Annotated in this window: 13 protein-coding genes; 10 read left to right on the forward strand and 3 right to left on the reverse strand. The window is 58.3% G+C overall.

Annotation, left to right across the window (positions count from 1 at the left end):
- Position 1: 1 nt before the first annotated feature.
- The 4 genes from AMK00_RS06945 (at position 2) to AMK00_RS06960 (ending at position 4,669) form a co-directional block, all read left to right on the forward strand.
- Positions 2-1,456, forward strand: a complete 1,455-nt coding sequence (locus AMK00_RS06945) for a sugar transferase (protein WP_064809990.1) — start codon at positions 2-4, stop codon at positions 1,454-1,456.
- 46 nt (positions 1,457-1,502) lie between these two features.
- Positions 1,503-2,555 (forward strand): UDP-glucuronic acid decarboxylase family protein, encoded by a 1,053-nt coding sequence (locus tag AMK00_RS06950; protein WP_064809991.1) that lies wholly within the window; start codon positions 1,503-1,505, stop codon positions 2,553-2,555.
- A gap of 132 nt (positions 2,556-2,687) precedes the next feature.
- A complete protein-coding gene (locus AMK00_RS06955) occupies positions 2,688-3,497 on the forward strand; it encodes a glycosyltransferase (protein ID WP_064809992.1) in 810 nt (269 codons plus the stop codon).
- A 128-nt stretch (positions 3,498-3,625) separates the two neighbouring features.
- Complete coding sequence (locus tag AMK00_RS06960; protein ID WP_064801484.1) at positions 3,626-4,669, forward strand: glycosyltransferase family 2 protein; 1,044 nt, start codon at positions 3,626-3,628, stop codon at positions 4,667-4,669.
- Between the two features lie 172 nt (positions 4,670-4,841).
- On the opposite strand, the gene AMK00_RS06965 is transcribed toward AMK00_RS06960, so the two are convergent.
- Complete coding sequence (locus AMK00_RS06965; protein WP_064801485.1) at positions 4,842-5,597, reverse strand: response regulator transcription factor; 756 nt, start codon at positions 5,595-5,597, stop codon at positions 4,842-4,844.
- Positions 5,598-6,152: 555 nt separating this feature from the next.
- Here AMK00_RS06965 and AMK00_RS06970 point away from each other — a divergent pair.
- From AMK00_RS06970 to AMK00_RS06995, 6 genes are read left to right on the forward strand one after another with little or no spacing between them, the layout of a single operon-like run.
- Positions 6,153-6,659, forward strand: a complete 507-nt coding sequence (locus tag AMK00_RS06970) for an acyltransferase (protein WP_064801486.1) — start codon at positions 6,153-6,155, stop codon at positions 6,657-6,659.
- The gene (locus tag AMK00_RS06975; protein WP_064801487.1) at positions 6,656-7,693 is read left to right on the forward strand and encodes a Gfo/Idh/MocA family protein; all 1,038 of its coding nucleotides are present in this window, start codon (positions 6,656-6,658) and stop codon (positions 7,691-7,693) included. The genes AMK00_RS06970 and AMK00_RS06975 overlap by 4 nt, the downstream gene beginning before the upstream one ends.
- Entirely contained in the window at positions 7,690-8,793 is a 1,104-nt protein-coding gene (locus AMK00_RS06980) for a DegT/DnrJ/EryC1/StrS family aminotransferase (RefSeq protein WP_064809993.1), read from the forward strand. Before AMK00_RS06975 ends, AMK00_RS06980 begins: the two co-directional genes overlap by 4 nt.
- Positions 8,783-9,499: an acyltransferase gene (locus tag AMK00_RS06985; protein WP_064801490.1), complete on the forward strand. Its 717-nt coding sequence runs from the start codon at positions 8,783-8,785 to the stop codon at positions 9,497-9,499. Before AMK00_RS06980 ends, AMK00_RS06985 begins: the two co-directional genes overlap by 11 nt.
- Positions 9,496-10,470, forward strand: coding sequence for an NAD-dependent epimerase/dehydratase family protein (locus AMK00_RS06990; RefSeq protein WP_064801492.1), 975 nt, complete (start codon positions 9,496-9,498; stop codon positions 10,468-10,470). The genes AMK00_RS06985 and AMK00_RS06990 overlap by 4 nt, the downstream gene beginning before the upstream one ends.
- On the forward strand, positions 10,467-11,684 hold the full coding sequence (locus tag AMK00_RS06995; protein WP_064809994.1) for a DegT/DnrJ/EryC1/StrS family aminotransferase: 1,218 nt from the start codon (positions 10,467-10,469) through the stop codon (positions 11,682-11,684). Before AMK00_RS06990 ends, AMK00_RS06995 begins: the two co-directional genes overlap by 4 nt.
- 190 nt (positions 11,685-11,874) lie before the next feature.
- Here AMK00_RS06995 and AMK00_RS07000 read toward each other — a convergent pair whose 3' ends face one another.
- Positions 11,875-13,380, reverse strand: a complete 1,506-nt coding sequence (locus AMK00_RS07000) for an O-antigen translocase (protein ID WP_064801496.1) — start codon at positions 13,378-13,380, stop codon at positions 11,875-11,877.
- A gap of 19 nt (positions 13,381-13,399) precedes the next feature.
- On the reverse strand, positions 13,400-14,716 hold the full coding sequence (locus AMK00_RS07005; protein ID WP_064809995.1) for a polysaccharide biosynthesis/export family protein: 1,317 nt from the start codon (positions 14,714-14,716) through the stop codon (positions 13,400-13,402).
- Positions 14,717-14,887: the final 171 nt, after the last annotated feature.

Consider the following 14,887-nt stretch of genomic DNA (forward strand, 5'->3'; position numbering starts at 1 on the left):
CATGTCCCTATTTGCGCCGTCAGCAATCACGTCCGACCTGCGGAAGGCGAACCCTTTCGTGGCAAACCCCACGCCGACCGACGAATTCAACAAACGGGCAGGGCTGAAGATACCGGTTCCATTCAGGCGCAGGTTGCCTCGGCTTGCTACGTCGTCATTTCTGATTGCCGGCGACATCGCAAGCTATCTGATAGCCTATCTTCTTCTGCTGCCGTTTCTTCCGCACGGTTCGGAGAATATGGTGCCGGAGCGCGCTTTCGCCCTCGCAGCGCTGGCAGCGATCGTTCTTTATGCATCGAACGCGCTCTATCCCGGATATCGCCTCCACGACCACGAACATCTGCGCCGCCGCACGATAGCGTCCTTCAAGGTGGGGGTCATTGCAGCGTTTGGGGCGATCCTTCTGCCGGAAGGGCTAGGAGTGCTGCTTCCGATCATCGGCTTCCTGGGCCTCGGATTGGTTGTTCAACCTCTTATGCGTGGGGCCGCACGACGACTGTCCTGGAGGATCGGTATCTGGGGTGAGCGGGCAGTGATCGTCGGTGCCCGCAATCGCATCCCCGCGCTCATGGCGTATTTCTCAGAGCATTGGCACTACGGCATTCGGCCGGAATCCTTTTCTCCCGATACCTCGGAAGCATTAGCCGACAATGGGCCGTCGATTGCCTTGATCGCTGATGATACGGGCTCATTTATCGCCGAGTTGGCAACGATGCGTCGACAGTTCGCCGAAGTCATCCTCCTCTCCGACACGCCGAACCTCAAGATAACCGGATTGCGACCGGCGGATGTCGGCGGAGAGATCGGTGTTCGCTTGGCCGTCGGCGGGAGATCGGCAAGCTCGAACCTGGTTCGTCGAGTCCTCGATCTCGTGATCGCTATCCCTGCGACGCTGGTGCTGATGCCCTGCATTCTGGTTGCCGCCGCCGCGATCTATGCCATCGATCCGGGCCCCGTCTTCTTCAGACACGCCAGGGAAGGCTTGTCTGGCAAACCGGTGCGCGTCCTGAAACTGAGAACGATGTACAGAGATGCGGAGCAGCGGCTCGAAACATTGTTCCGGGACAATCCGGACATACAAGCCGAGTGGTCGAACCACTTCAAGCTTCGGCAGGATCCGCGCATCCTGCCGGTGATCGGGCATGTCCTTCGCTCATCGAGTTTCGACGAACTCCCGCAGTTGGTGAACATCATTGCAGGAGAGATGTCCTTCGTGGGACCGCGCCCCTTCCCGGAATATCACCTTTCGGCGATGGATAGCGAGTTTCGTGCCAAGCGGCGCTCGGTAACGCCGGGGCTGACTGGGCTTTGGCAGATATCCGAACGAAGCAATGCGGATATCGAACTGCAGCAGCAACTCGACGAGTTCTACATCGACAATCGATCCTTGTGGTTCGACTGGCACATCCTTCTCAGCACAATTCCTGCGGTCCTGAAAGGCAAGGGAGCCTGCTGACATGTTCTCCATCCCTGTGGGCAAACATTAACAACGGAGCAAATCAATGCACGGACAGAAGCGAATTATGGTTACCGGCGGCACCGGATTCCTGGGATCATTCCTGTGCGAAAGGCTTTTGCGAGAGGGCAATGACGTCCTCTGCGTGGACAATTTCTATACCGGCTCGCGCGATAACGTGCTGCATCTTCTTGACGATCCTCGTTTTGAGATACTCCGCCACGACATCACATTCCCGCTTTATGTGGAGGTCGATGAGATCTACAACCTTGCCTGCCCGGCATCTCCGGTCCACTACCAGCACGATCCGGTGCAGACCGTGAAGACCAATGTGCATGGAGCAATCAATATGCTCGGCCTGGCCAAGCGCACCAAGGCAAAGATCTTCCAGGCATCGACAAGCGAGGTCTATGGCGATCCGGCGGTTCACCCGCAGCCCGAGGAGTATCGCGGAAGCGTCAGTCCCATAGGCCCGCGGGCATGCTACGACGAAGGCAAGCGGTGCGCCGAGACGCTGTTCTTCGACTATCACCGTCAATATGGCGTGGAAATCCGGGTGGCACGGATCTTCAATACCTACGGGCCACGAATGCAGACCAATGACGGCCGCGTCGTCTCCAATTTCATCGTTCAGGCGCTTCAAAACGATCCGATCACCATCTTCGGCAACGGCACGCAAACGCGCTCCTTCTGCTATGTCGACGATCTGATCGAGGGCTTCATCCGCCTGATGGGTACGCCGGCCGGCGTAACCGGTCCGATCAATCTCGGTAACCCGGGAGAATTCCAGGTCCGAGAACTGGCCGAAATGGTCATCGACATGACCGGATCGAAATCAAGCATCGTCTTCAAACCCCTGCCGATCGACGATCCGACCCAGCGCAAGCCCGATATCAGCCGGGCAAAGCAGGAACTGGGCTGGCAGCCGACGGTGAGCCTGCGCCAGGGGCTCGAGAGAACGATCGCCTATTTCGAGTGGAAGCTTTCCGGCGAGGCCAGAAGCATGCCCGGCGTCAGATTTCCACAGATGGTCTACACCAATCCGCCTGCTCCGGCCGTCGGCGTTCCCGTTCCGCACGCTGCGCCCTTGGGAACGTGATCGGCAACGTCAAAGCGCAAATCATGGCTCGGTTTGGGTTTACTGAACCGAGCCCATATCGCGGTTTGTAAAAAAGGGGCGGCGATCGTCGGACGTGCAAATCGCCGCAAAAAAACACCGAGGACATGGGCAATGCGCGTTGCTGTTATTACACCATATTACAAGGAGCCTAACGAACTCCTTGAGCAGTGCCGGGCGAGCGTTGTCGAGCAAACCGTTGCATGCGACCATGTCTTTGTTGCCGACGGTTTTCCGAACAGTTCCGTCGGTCGCTGGGGCGCAAAACATTTCATCCTGCCCAATGCTCACGGCGATGCGGGCAACATGGCTCGCGTGATCGGCAGCCTCAGCGCCTTCGCCCAGGGTTATGACGCGGTGGCGTTTCTCGATGCGGACAACTGGTACAGATCCGACCACATCCAGCGTCTGCTTGAACTTCACCACCGTACCGGTGCTGCGGTTTGCTCATCGAGACGTTCGATGCATCGCGCAGACGGCACCTACATGTTCGACGACTCAAAAAGCGACGGCCGCACGCACGTGGATACGAACTGCTTGTTTCTCACGCGGCCGTGCCTGCCGATCATCGCGCGTTGGGCTCACATGCCGAGGGAACTCTATCCCGTAGGAGATTCTGTCTATTGGAGCTCGATACGGAGCTCTGGGCTGTCGCGCGCTCATGAGCCGATCTCGACGGTCTGTTACCGCACGACTTGGGAAGCCGACTACAAGCGGATGGGTGAACCTGCCCCCGCGGGCAGCAAGACCCTCGCATTCACTGATCAGCCCTACTACTGGCTCAAGTCCCTTCCGGTTCGAGACCGCTGGCGCATCTGGCAGGATTTCGGCTTTCCGCTCAGGCGGCGCACGGTAGCAAAGCTGATCGGTCAATATGCGCTGTCAAGACTTTCCCCGTACTCCTATCTCGGAGCCAAAATATGAGTGCTGAGGCGGAAACATCTCTCAACGCACCTGCGAGCGGGAAACAAACGCCACTGAACAACAAGACGATGCCGCCAGCGGAAGATCTGTCGAACCAAGCATGGCGCTGTGCCAGCGGAGGAATAAGTTTGCAACGTGTTGATGTCGTCATTCCCTGCTATAACTACGCTCATTTCCTGCAGGAGTCTGTTGAGAGTGTCCTTTCACAAGCAGGCGTCGATGTGCGCGTGCTTATTCTGGATGACTGCTCGCCGGACAATACACCGGAAGTCGGAAAGGCGCTGGCGTCCCGGGATGACCGGGTCACTTATCGGCGGCACACGACAAACATGGGCCACATCGCCACCTACAATGAGGGAATCGATTGGGCAGGCGGTGACTTATTCCTGCTTCTTTCTGCGGATGATTATCTTTTGCCGGGCTCGCTGGGCCGCGCGGCGGAACTGATGCGCACCTATCCAAATGTGGGGATGGCGTTCGGGAACGCGCTCATAGCTGAGCCGGACGGTAATACGAGCCGCGCTGATCCTCTCGGCGATAACGTGCGTCCCATGCAGGTCTTGTCCGGTCCGCAATTCATGCGGTTGAGCGGGGCAAGCAATCTCGTTCCAACGCCGACGGCTGTCGTGAGGACGGCGCTGCAAAAGCAGGTTGGCGGCTATCGTAAGGAGCTGCCGCATGCCGGCGATATGGAAATGTGGCTGCGGCTCGCATCACATGCCGATGTAGGCTTCATCAAAGAGGATCAAGCAGTATATCGCCGACATGCTTCGAATATGTCGCTGCAATACTACGGCGAAAACATTCTTTCCGACCTTCTGCAAAGAAAAAAGGCTTTTGATGCGCTGTTTAGCCAAGCGACAGATAGCCTCAAAAAGGATCAGACGCTGAGACGCTTTCTTGCCAGGGAGCTCGGAAATAAGGCGCTTCAACAGGCTGGCATCGCCTTCAACAACTTCGACCTTGCAACGGCCGCTGCCATTCAGCGTTTTGCACTGGAGGTCTCTCCTGAGCTGCGAAATTCGTTGCCCTGCTTCAAATTGGCCTGCAAGCAAATGATTGGGCCAAAGTATTGGTACGCCTTGAAGTCCATCGCGCGACGAGTTGCAGGATGCATGCGCAGGAACCGGGTTAGTTCATCTGCAAGTACGGGAACAACGGTCGGCAGCTGAGCGCTCGATCGCTCTTCACGCCATACGAGACAGACCTGCCCGGTATCAAAAAAACGTATCAAAAAAACCGGTGACGCATTTCGCGCCACCGGGGTGATTTGAGCACAAATGTGCTGCAAAATACGAAAAGATTGACCCCAAGAATTGTATCAGCGCATCGCTGTATTCACGCTCACGCCGGAACACCACTTTGGAACAAGTCGTTGAGTTTGAAAACAACTTCCGTCCTGTTGGTCGCTTTGACCTTTTTCATGATGTTGCGAACATGCACCTTGACGGTGCTCTCTCGGAGATTGAGCTCGTAGGCGATGATCTTGTTCGCCTTTCCGCGTCGGAGCGCCTCCACCACTTCTGCCTGACGATCGGTGAAGATGCCGGAGAGCGGGCGGGCCGTCGAGTTGCTCGAGTCCAGCAGGTGACGCATGGCGAACAGGGCGCTTGCAGGCACAAATATTCCTCCTGCCACCGACAGCGCGATCAGCTCCATGCAGACGCTGACGCTGACTGAGGCGGGTATGAACCCTTTGGCACCGTACTCAAGAGCCCTGACGATTTGGCCGAAATCGTCGCTATCAGCCAATACGATAAGGGGTGTAGAGGCGAATTCCGACGACAGCTTCCGGATTTGTTCCGAAACGGCCGGTTCATCGACCTTCTTGCCGCCGACGTTCAAGAGGATTGCCGCAAGCGGAGCGTATTCGTCTCGCTTCTGCTTCCACTCCTCAATCGATCCAAACGCCAGAATCTGCAAATCCGCCTTTTGGGCAGCCATGCATTGCGCCAGGCATTGACGATCAAGTTCGCGATTATCGAGAATGACAAGCGAATGCGTCTGTCCTGCCGACAGGGCAAGTGTGTGCGCGTTATTAAGGGGAAGAGCTACGTTTTCCTGCCTGAGGTCCAAATTCGGTATAAGTGCTGAATTCACAGCTTCACCCTCCCTCTAACACGTTACGCTTCACTACGACCCGAGTACCGACCCCTCTCAATACGGGGGTTTAGGAAACTCTAAAGTAGGAATCGAATACCACAATTCGCGGAACGTTACAGTAGCTAATATAGGCTAAGTACAGCACAACTTCCTTAAATTGCTGGAAATTGGAAGGTAATCCTGAGTATAGACTTAGGTCTTACTGGATTCATCGCAAGCTAGTCTATGTTTTTACATATCGGTTTTATGGCAAGCCACTAAATGCATGGAAACAATCGCTGTCTCCGGCGTAGGCCGCATTGCGTACGGGAGGTGACTCCTGCCACCAGTGCTGGTCGATAGCATGAGCCAGGGCGTAAGTCGTCATAAGTAGATACGCCTTTAGGTGAGTAAGCTTAACCGTTTTGTTTCTTTACTCGAGTGACGAAAACAATTCTCTTTGAGGTGTAGAGAAATATTTGTCCTGTTGGTTAGAAACCTTGGACGCAATCGCCCGATTGTTTGTTTCAACTGAAAATCGGGCCCTGTTAGGAGTAGTAGGGGTTTTCAGGGATGATTGCATCAAATGTCAAGCTGGGCGACGGCAGCGTCATCCACCATCGAGATCTCGTAAATCTGTATGGCTGCACGATCGGCGCAGGAACGCGCATCGGCACCTTTGTCGAAATTCAGAAGAATGTCGTGGTCGGGAGAGACTGCAAGATTTCCAGCCATTCCTTCCTCTGTGAGGGCGTGACGCTGGAAGACGGCGTGTTCATCGGCCACGGGGTCATGTTTACGAACGACACCTACCCGCGCGCCATTAATCCGGACGGCAGCCTGCAGACGGAGGCCGACTGGATCCTCATCCCTACACTTGTCAAGCGCCACGCGTCGATCGGCAGCAACGCCACCATTCTGCCCGGCGTGACCATCGGAGAGGCTGCGCAGGTCGGCGCCGGGGCGGTTGTAACGAAGGACGTGCCTGACGGCGCCATCGTCGCGGGCGTTCCGGCTCGGGTGATCGGCCGCGTCAATGACGGACCGGTAGACATGTTTGCGTTGGGAGAAATGGAATGATCGGTATCGCTGTTGTCGGATATGGGTATTGGGGTCCGAATCTGGTTCGTAACATCTCGGAAGCGGCCGGCGCCCACCTTGTTTCAGTCTGTGATCTCAACGTCGAACGGTTGGGGGCCGTCAAAAGCCGGTACCCCGCAATAACGGTCACCGACAACTTCGAGGAAGTCTTGCGCGATCCGAGAGTCGACGCGATCGCCATCGCGACGCCGGTCTCGACACATTTCAAGCTTGCAATGCAGGCGATGATGGCCGGAAAGCATGTCTTCGTCGAAAAGCCGATGGCAGCGACGGCGGAAGAAGCCTCGCGAATGGTCGACGAAGCTGCGCGCCGGCGCCTCGTGCTGGCCGTGGATCATACCTTCGTCCACACCGGCGCCGTCCGGAAAATGCGCGAACTGGTCGAAAGCGGCCTTGGCGACATGTATTATTATGACTCGGTTCGGGTCAATCTCGGGCTCTTCCAGCATGATGTCAGCGTCATCTGGGACCTCGCCGTGCACGACCTTTCCATCCTGGACCACGTCCTGCAGGAAAAACCGGTGGCTGTTTCTGCGACGGGCATGAGCCACGTGCTCGGCGAGCCGGAGAACATCGCCTATCTGACGCTCTTTTTCGAGAGCAAGCTCATCGCGCACATCCACGTCAATTGGCTTGCGCCGGTCAAGGTGCGCCGCACGCTGATCGGCGGCAGCAACAAGATGATCGTCTATGACGATCTCGAGCCCAGCGAAAAGATCAAGGTTTATGACAAGGGCATCACCATGTGCCCAAATTCCGATGCGTATGGCGAGAAGGTGCATCAGATGCTGGTCGGCTACCGCAGCGGCGATATGTGGGCGCCCAAGCTCGATATGACCGAGGCATTGAAGCGCGAACTGGATCACTTCGTCGAGTGCATCGAGCAGAATTCCCGGCCCATTACGGACGGGCATGCCGGGTTGCGTGTCGTTCGAGTCCTTGAAGCCGCAAGCCGGTCGCTCGCACAGCGCGGTCGTATCGTCGAGCTCGAAGAGGCGAGGCGCATCGCATGATCCCCTTTCTGGACCTCAAAGCACAATATCAATCGATCAAGAGCGAAATCGACGCCGCCGTGCTCGGCGTGCTCGCCTCTGGGCAATACATACTGGGCGAGGAAGTCATCCGCCTCGAGCAGGAATTCGCGGATTATTGCAACGTCAAACACGCGATCGCCGTCAACACCGGGACGAGTGCCCTGCATCTGTCTTTGCTTGCGGCGGACATTGGTCCCGGCGATGAAGTCATCACAGTGCCATTCACCTTTGTCGCGACTGTGTCGGCGATCTGCTATACGGGCGCAACACCCGTATTCGTCGATGTCGAGCCGGTGACGCTGACCATGGATCCGGCTCAGCTCGAGGCGAAGATCACCTCCCGGACCAAGGCCATCATCCCCGTCCATCTCTATGGTCAGATGGCGGATATGGATGGCATCATGGCAGTCGCCGATCGCTACCAGATCCCGGTCATCGAGGACGCCTGCCAGGCACATGGCGCCCGATATAAGGGCGCGCGCGCCGGCAGCATCGGCGCATCTGGCTGCTTCAGCTTCTATCCGGGCAAGAACCTCGGCGCTTGCGGCGAGGGCGGGATCGCCGTCACGAACAGCGATGAGCAGGCCAAGACAATGCGCATGCTGCGGGATTGGGGTCAGGAGCAGCGCTATCATCATCTGCTGAAGGGCTTCAACTATCGCATGGACGCCATCCAGGGAGCCATTCTGCGTGTCAAGCTCCGGCATCTCGAAGCCTGGACCGAAGCCCGTCGTTCGCATGGTCGCCGCTACTCCTCGCTGCTTGCAGGATCGCCGCATTTGCGAACGCCTGTCGAAGTGCCGGAGCGGCGGCATGTCTACCATGTCTACGCCATCAGAAGCCATGATCGGGACGGCCTGCAACGTGTGCTCACAGCAGAGGGCATTCCATCCGGCCTGCACTATCCTATTCCCGTTCATTTGCAGAAGGCCCATGCCGACCTCGGTTACCAAGCAGGCGACTTCCCGGTCTCGGAAGCTGCCGCACGCGAGGTTCTCTCCTTACCGATCTATCCTGAAATGCCCGTACAGCACGTCGATCAGGTCGCGGCTGCGCTGGAGTATGCCTATGTCAGCTAGTCCACGCGAGGCTCGCGTCGTGCAGGCCGTCCACGGCCGCAGCCAGAAGCCGGCAGATCCAGCATATCAGGCGGGGCTCGTCGAAGAGCTCAGGCAATCATATGGGCGCGCCGGCCTGATCGAACTCTACGGCCGCTTCGCGACAGGCGACGGCGTGGTCGACGCGCTGATGCGCAAAGCCATCTGGCAGGCTATCACGCGGAGCTGCGGCGAAGGTCTGCAGGTCGCAGGCGGCGCTGGTTTCAAACATCCGGAAACGTTCGAAATCGGCAATGGCGTGTTCATCGGTGCTCAGGCCTACATCCAGGGACGCTACGATGGCACTTGCGTCATCGGCGACAATGTCTGGATCGGCCCGATGGCCTATTTCGACGCGCGCGACCTCGTGATCGAGGATTCTGTCGGGTGGGGGCCGGGCGCCAAGGTGCTTGGCTCGACCCACACCGCACTGCCGATAGACGTGCCGATCATCCGTACGGATCTTGAAATCAAGCCGGTACGCATCTGTGCAGAGGCCGATATCGGAACGAATGCGACCATTCTTCCCGGCGTGACCATCGGGAAGGGGGCGATCGTTGGAGCGGGAGCAGTCGTCGTTTCCGACGTCGAGCCGTTCTCGGTTGCCGCCGGTGTACCGGCGAAATTCATACGTTGGCGTTCGGAGAATGATCCGATGACGAACATGTCGCGTGAGGGAAGATCATGAGAAACAAACGAGTGCTCATCACCGGCGGTGCAGGTCTGATCGGTTCGCATATTGCCGATCTTGTTGCATTGGAAAAACCTCGCGAGATCATCGTCCTGGACAATTTCGTGCGTGGGCGCCGGGACAATCTCAGCACGGCAATATCAAGCGGCTCCGTCAACATCATCGAGGGCGATATCCGCGACAGGGCATTGCTGGCGAAAACCTTCGAAGGCGTCGACATCGTCTTTCACCAGGCGGCGATCCGCATCACCCAATGCGCGGAAGAACCGCGGCTCGCCTTCGATGTTCTGGCCGAGGGCACGTTCAACGTCCTCGAAGCTGCCGTGAAGGCCGGCGTGTCGAAGGTCGTTGCTGCTTCCTCCGCCTCCGTGCTGGGGCTTGCCGAAAGCTTCCCGACGACCGAGCAGCATCATCCCTACAATAACCGGACGATCTACGGCGCGGCCAAGACCTTCAACGAGGGTCTATTGCGCAGTTTCGCGGAAATGTACGGCCTGCGCTATGTGGCGCTGCGCTATTTCAACGTCTACGGGCCGAGAATGGACGTTTACGGCGCCTATACGGAAGTTCTGATCCGCTGGATGGAACGTCTGGCGGCCGGAATGCCGCCGCTCGTCTATGGAGACGGCAGCCAGACGATGGACTTCGTCGATGCACGCGATATCGCGCGGGCAAACATGCTGGCGGCAAAGAGCGACGTTACGGACGAGGTGTTCAACGTCGCGAGCGGCAGGGAAATAAGCCTGCTGGAACTCGCGCAGATGCTGAGCGATATCATGGGATCCTCACTCGAGCCGCAGCACAAAGAGGCGCGCGCCGTCAACGGCGTCACGCGTCGTCTTGCCGATATCAGCAAGGCCGAAAGGCTTCTGGGCTTCAAGGCGGAAATCTCGATGGAGCAGGGGCTTCGTGACCTTGTCGCGTGGTGGCAGTCGAAGACTGCTTCGGCAGGAGGCCAGGCTGCATGAGCCCGTTGTTATCGACGATTCCCGTCGCCAAACCCGTTCTCGGAGAGGAAGAGGCTGAAGCCACGCGCCGCGTTATCCTGTCGGGGTGGGTGACGCAAGGGCCGGAAGTCGCGGCATTTGAGAAGGAGTTCGCAGCCTTCGTCGGCACCGAGCACGCTTGTGCCGTTTCCAACTGCACGACCGCGCTTCATCTCGCCTTGATGGCGGTCGGCATCGGTACCGGCGATGAAGTCATCACGGTCAGCCATTCGTTCATCGCCACCGCGAACGCTGTTCGGTACTGCAACGCGGTGCCCGTCTTCGTCGACATCGAGCCTGACGGTTACAATATCGACCCCAGCTTGATCGAAACGGCAATCACGCCCCGCACCAAGGCAATCCTGTGCGTGCATCAGCTCGGCATGCCCTGCGATCTCCGTTCGATCGTGGAGATCGGCAAGCGCCATTCGATACCGGTTATCGAGGACGCTGCCTGTGCGACGGGAAGCGAAATCCTTTGGGACGGGCGTTGGGAAAAGATCGGCAAGCCGCATGGCGACATTGCCTGCTTCTCCTTCCATCCCCGAAAGGTCGTCACGACGGGTGACGGCGGCATGCTGACGACTGTGAATCCGGAATATGACCGAAAATTCCGGCTGTGGCGCCAGCATGGCATGAGCGTCACCGATGCCGTCCGCCACGGCTCGAAACAGGTGATTTTCGAAGACTATGATGAACTGGGCTACAACTATCGCATGACTGACCTCCAGGCCGCGGTCGGACGGGTGCAGCTCCGGCGGCTGCCGGAGCTGGTTGCAGAGCGAAGGCGGATTGCCGCTCGATATTGCGAGCACCTGTCGACGATCGGCGGCCTAACGTTGCCGATGGAGCCTGGTTGGGCCCGCAGCAACTGGCAGAGCTTCTGTGTGAGATTACCTGATGCCGTCGACCAGCGGGCAGTCATGCAGGTACTGCTCGACCAAGGGATATCGACCAGGCGCGGCGTGATGAACATTCATCTGGAAGGAGCCTATTCCGGCCAGAGCGTCCATCGAGCCGCCACTGGCCTGGCGCGAAGCGTGTCAGCGCAGCAGCAAACGATAATCCTGCCGCTCTTCGCCCAGATGACGGACCTCGACATCGTCAGGGTTGTTGAGGCACTTCGCGCAGCCCTCGAGGAGGCGACCGTCGGAGCCGCCAACGTCCAACGTCCCATGGATATCGCTGTCGCCTGAACGCCATCTCCTGATACGGCAATTGCATAACAAACGATGCGCGGATCTGAGGATGCGCGCATTGTTCGTTAGAGCACCAGGAAAGTGCGAAGCGGTTTTCCCAGGCAAACCGCGAAGCGCTGTTGCCGGGAATTGCAGTAACTACAAAGGGTTAGAGCGGCCCTGCGTTTTCGTGAAGAGCTGAATCGCTCTAGGCTGACTTCGTGATCCATCCGCGAATCATGGCCGGCACGGACTCCGGCGGAAGCAGGTCGACCAGCATGCGCAGTGAATACAACCCACAGACAAGGACGGCGACGAAGCCGATCACCGTCGCCGGCCACAGCGGCAAAATCGAGAACATCAGGAATACCAGCCCCGATGCGGGCAAGAAAAGCAACGCGTGTCGGCGATTGGCGGCGGACCAGCGAAAACCGGTCAATTTGCGGACGATCACATAGATCAGGATGCCGTGCCAGACATAGAGGCCAAAAAATGCCATGCCGGCTCCTTGGGTACCAAGCAGCGATACCAGGAGCCAGGCAAGCCCAACATGCACGACTGCAGCCGCAACCTCAGTCCAGAAGAAAATCGCCTGGGTGTTCTTCGCCACAACGATGAAACCCATCGGCCAGGAAATAATGCGCAGCATCATGCCGAGACAGATCCAGCGCAGAAGTTCGACTGCCCCGTGGAATTCTGCCGAATAGAACAGGCTCATCATGAGCGGCGCCAGCGTCAGCGTGCCGAGCAGGCCGGGGGCGGCGAGCAGCATGCTGGCTTCGGCCTGTTCGTTGACGAGCCGGTTGCATTCGACATCGTTGTCGATCATTGCAGTCAGGCGAGGATAGAAATCCGTCCCCATGGCCTGCAGGATGAAGCCGGCGTAGAGACCGCCGAGACCCCAGGCAGCTTGATACAATCCCGCCGCCATGACGCCGCCTTCCTTCAGCACGATGATGCGGATGGCATAGGCCGCGCCGAAGGTCAGAAGCCCGCTTGCCATAAAGACGAACCCGAGCCGGAGCAGCGCCGACACCTGCCGGCCGAACTGGCGCGCCGACATCGGGTAGGGATTTGGAAAGATCCGCCGGCTGTACCACCACGTCGGAACGATTGAGGCAGCTGCAATGAGCACAAGCGACGGTGCGATCGCCTGCACCCCGAAGAGATAGATAAGAGGGATACTCACCGCTGTACCGAAGAGCCCGGCAAGCACGTTGATACGGGCAAGATCCGCAATTCCGCGCATACCCTGAATCAATGCGCCTTGCCCCGCAGACACCAGCCGGAAGAAAACGGCGAGCGACAGCAGCACAATGCCCCCGACGTGCTGGTAATCACCGAAGGTGAAACTTGAGACAGGATACGCCAATGCGGCAAGAAGGAGCGCCCCAAAGAGCGCCAGCACCACTGATATGCGTCTCAGTACGGTCGCCGATTGGGCGATCCTGGTTGTATCGCCGGTGCCGGCTGCCTCAGCGACCTGACGCACGCCACTGCCGCCGACGCCCAGGCCGGCGAGGGACTGCGCCATGTCCACGATCGAGCTGTAAAGGCCCATCAGCCCGATGCCTTCCGGCCCGAGCAGGACGGCCATGGCTTTGTTTCTGACGATGCTGAGTGCGACGTTGACGAGCGAAGAGCCGCCCATCAGCATCGTCGATTTGAGGATCTGGGTATAGGTCTGGCTTGGTGGGATCATTCTGAAAGTCATCGAAGGCCCCAGCCCGTTATCATCGGCTTACCTGACTGACATTCGCCCCTGTCTGGACAGGCAGCGCAGTGGCGTCTTCGGAAGACGCATCGGCGGTGCGTACCCGAGTCACCCTGACCACGTCGCCCGGTGCCAGCTCCGTCATTTCGGAAGCCTGGAATTGACTGACCTCACCCTTTTCCCGCCGGCTCACAATGAACGTCAGCGGCAGTTCTTCATTGTAATTCTTCACGCTGGCGCCGCTCGACAGTTCTTCGAGAAGCAGCTGTTGCGTGGTGTCACGCTTCAATTTGAGCTGATCGAGGTTGGCCTTTTCCGCCTGTAGCTCGGTAGCGAGCTCGTTGCGGCGAGTGTCGGAAAGTCCCTCGAGACTGCGCGTCGTCTCGTTGATTGCCTGGCGTCCCCGCATGATGGCAGTCACGAGATCGAGCCGATCGGAGCGATAGGTGGTGAGCAATCGTTCCAGATCCATCTGACGTGAGGAGATCGTCAGGCCCTTCTGGACCAACGTCTTCACGCTCGTCAGTTGTTCCTCCACTGACTGGATATTGTCATCCGAGCCTTTCAGTTTTTCTTGCAGCGTTTCGACTTCCGCAGTCAAGAGATTACGCAATTCGACGAGCGCTACCGACTGTCTGTCCAGCGCGCTTGCACGGGCCTGAAAAATGACCCGCTCCTCCTGGTAGATACTCTCGGCATATTGCCGATCGGCGGCGGGCGGCTGATCGAAGACTATCTCCTTCGCGTCGGCCATCTCCGCCTGCAGCCGCGCGAGCTTTGCCGAACTGCGCAGCAGCGAATGGTCAATGTCCCGCAAATCGCCGGCAAGCCTGATCGCCTGCGATTGCTGCTGCGCCGCCGCCCGCAACGGGCCGCCGCTCATTGCGAGGGATTGCAAGACGCTGAGGCCGGAGCGAAACTTGTATTCTCCCGGCGCCATCACGTCTCCCACCACGTAAATGGAGGAATAGTCCAGAACGTCGATGGTCACTGCAGGTGCCTGGGTCAGACCCATCTTCGCCTGAAGGCGCTTGGCAATTTCGATGGCAAGGCCCTCATTGTCGAGATTGGCGACCGCCAGCGCCCCCAGGAAGGGCAGGGAGATTATACCTGAATCCGAAACAGTGTATTCCCCACTGATCCCATCCAACCGATCAAACTGACCCTTGGAGGGTATCCATTGCACGACGCTCAGACGGATTTTCGTTTGTGGAGCGAAGAACGCGCTATCGGCGAGAGCCGGCGACACCGCGCCGGCAAGAAGGGCGAGTACACCGATGACAAACGTCGTGCGAAAGAGCCGCTGGGGGATGCGGTGCGATGAATTCATATACATATCTCGCCTGCGAAACATCCTTGAACGGATGCTGATCCGATGCCTTGACGCTGTTCGACCGCCGGCCGGCAGGTCCGAAGCCGCATCGTTAGTGTGCCGTCTGGCGAAGGCTTGAGGAAGGTGAAGGTCGTTTGCTTTGCCTCATCACTATTGATGAGATGGGGTGGGTGC

It is taken from the genome of Rhizobium sp. N621 (assembly GCF_001664325.1).
GTDB lineage: Bacteria > Pseudomonadota > Alphaproteobacteria > Rhizobiales > Rhizobiaceae > Rhizobium > Rhizobium esperanzae.

Excerpts from the sequence above, each read along its gene's own strand:
- AMK00_RS07005 (WP_064809995.1), bottom strand. The coding sequence starts at position 14,716 with ATGTATATGAATTCATCGCACCGCATCCCCCAGCGGCTCTTTCGCACG.
- AMK00_RS07000 (WP_064801496.1), bottom strand. The coding sequence starts at position 13,380 with ATGACTTTCAGAATGATCCCACCAAGCCAGACCTATACCCAGATCCTC.
- AMK00_RS06990 (WP_064801492.1), top strand. The coding sequence starts at position 9,496 with ATGAGAAACAAACGAGTGCTCATCACCGGCGGTGCAGGTCTGATCGGT.
- AMK00_RS06945 (WP_064809990.1), top strand. The coding sequence starts at position 2 with ATGTCCCTATTTGCGCCGTCAGCAATCACGTCCGACCTGCGGAAGGCG.
- AMK00_RS06970 (WP_064801486.1), top strand. The coding sequence starts at position 6,153 with ATGATTGCATCAAATGTCAAGCTGGGCGACGGCAGCGTCATCCACCAT.
- AMK00_RS06995 (WP_064809994.1), top strand. The coding sequence starts at position 10,467 with ATGAGCCCGTTGTTATCGACGATTCCCGTCGCCAAACCCGTTCTCGGA.
- AMK00_RS06980 (WP_064809993.1), top strand. The coding sequence starts at position 7,690 with ATGATCCCCTTTCTGGACCTCAAAGCACAATATCAATCGATCAAGAGC.
- AMK00_RS06955 (WP_064809992.1), top strand. The coding sequence starts at position 2,688 with ATGCGCGTTGCTGTTATTACACCATATTACAAGGAGCCTAACGAACTC.
- AMK00_RS06950 (WP_064809991.1), top strand. The coding sequence starts at position 1,503 with ATGCACGGACAGAAGCGAATTATGGTTACCGGCGGCACCGGATTCCTG.
- AMK00_RS06975 (WP_064801487.1), top strand. The coding sequence starts at position 6,656 with ATGATCGGTATCGCTGTTGTCGGATATGGGTATTGGGGTCCGAATCTG.
- AMK00_RS06985 (WP_064801490.1), top strand. The coding sequence starts at position 8,783 with ATGTCAGCTAGTCCACGCGAGGCTCGCGTCGTGCAGGCCGTCCACGGC.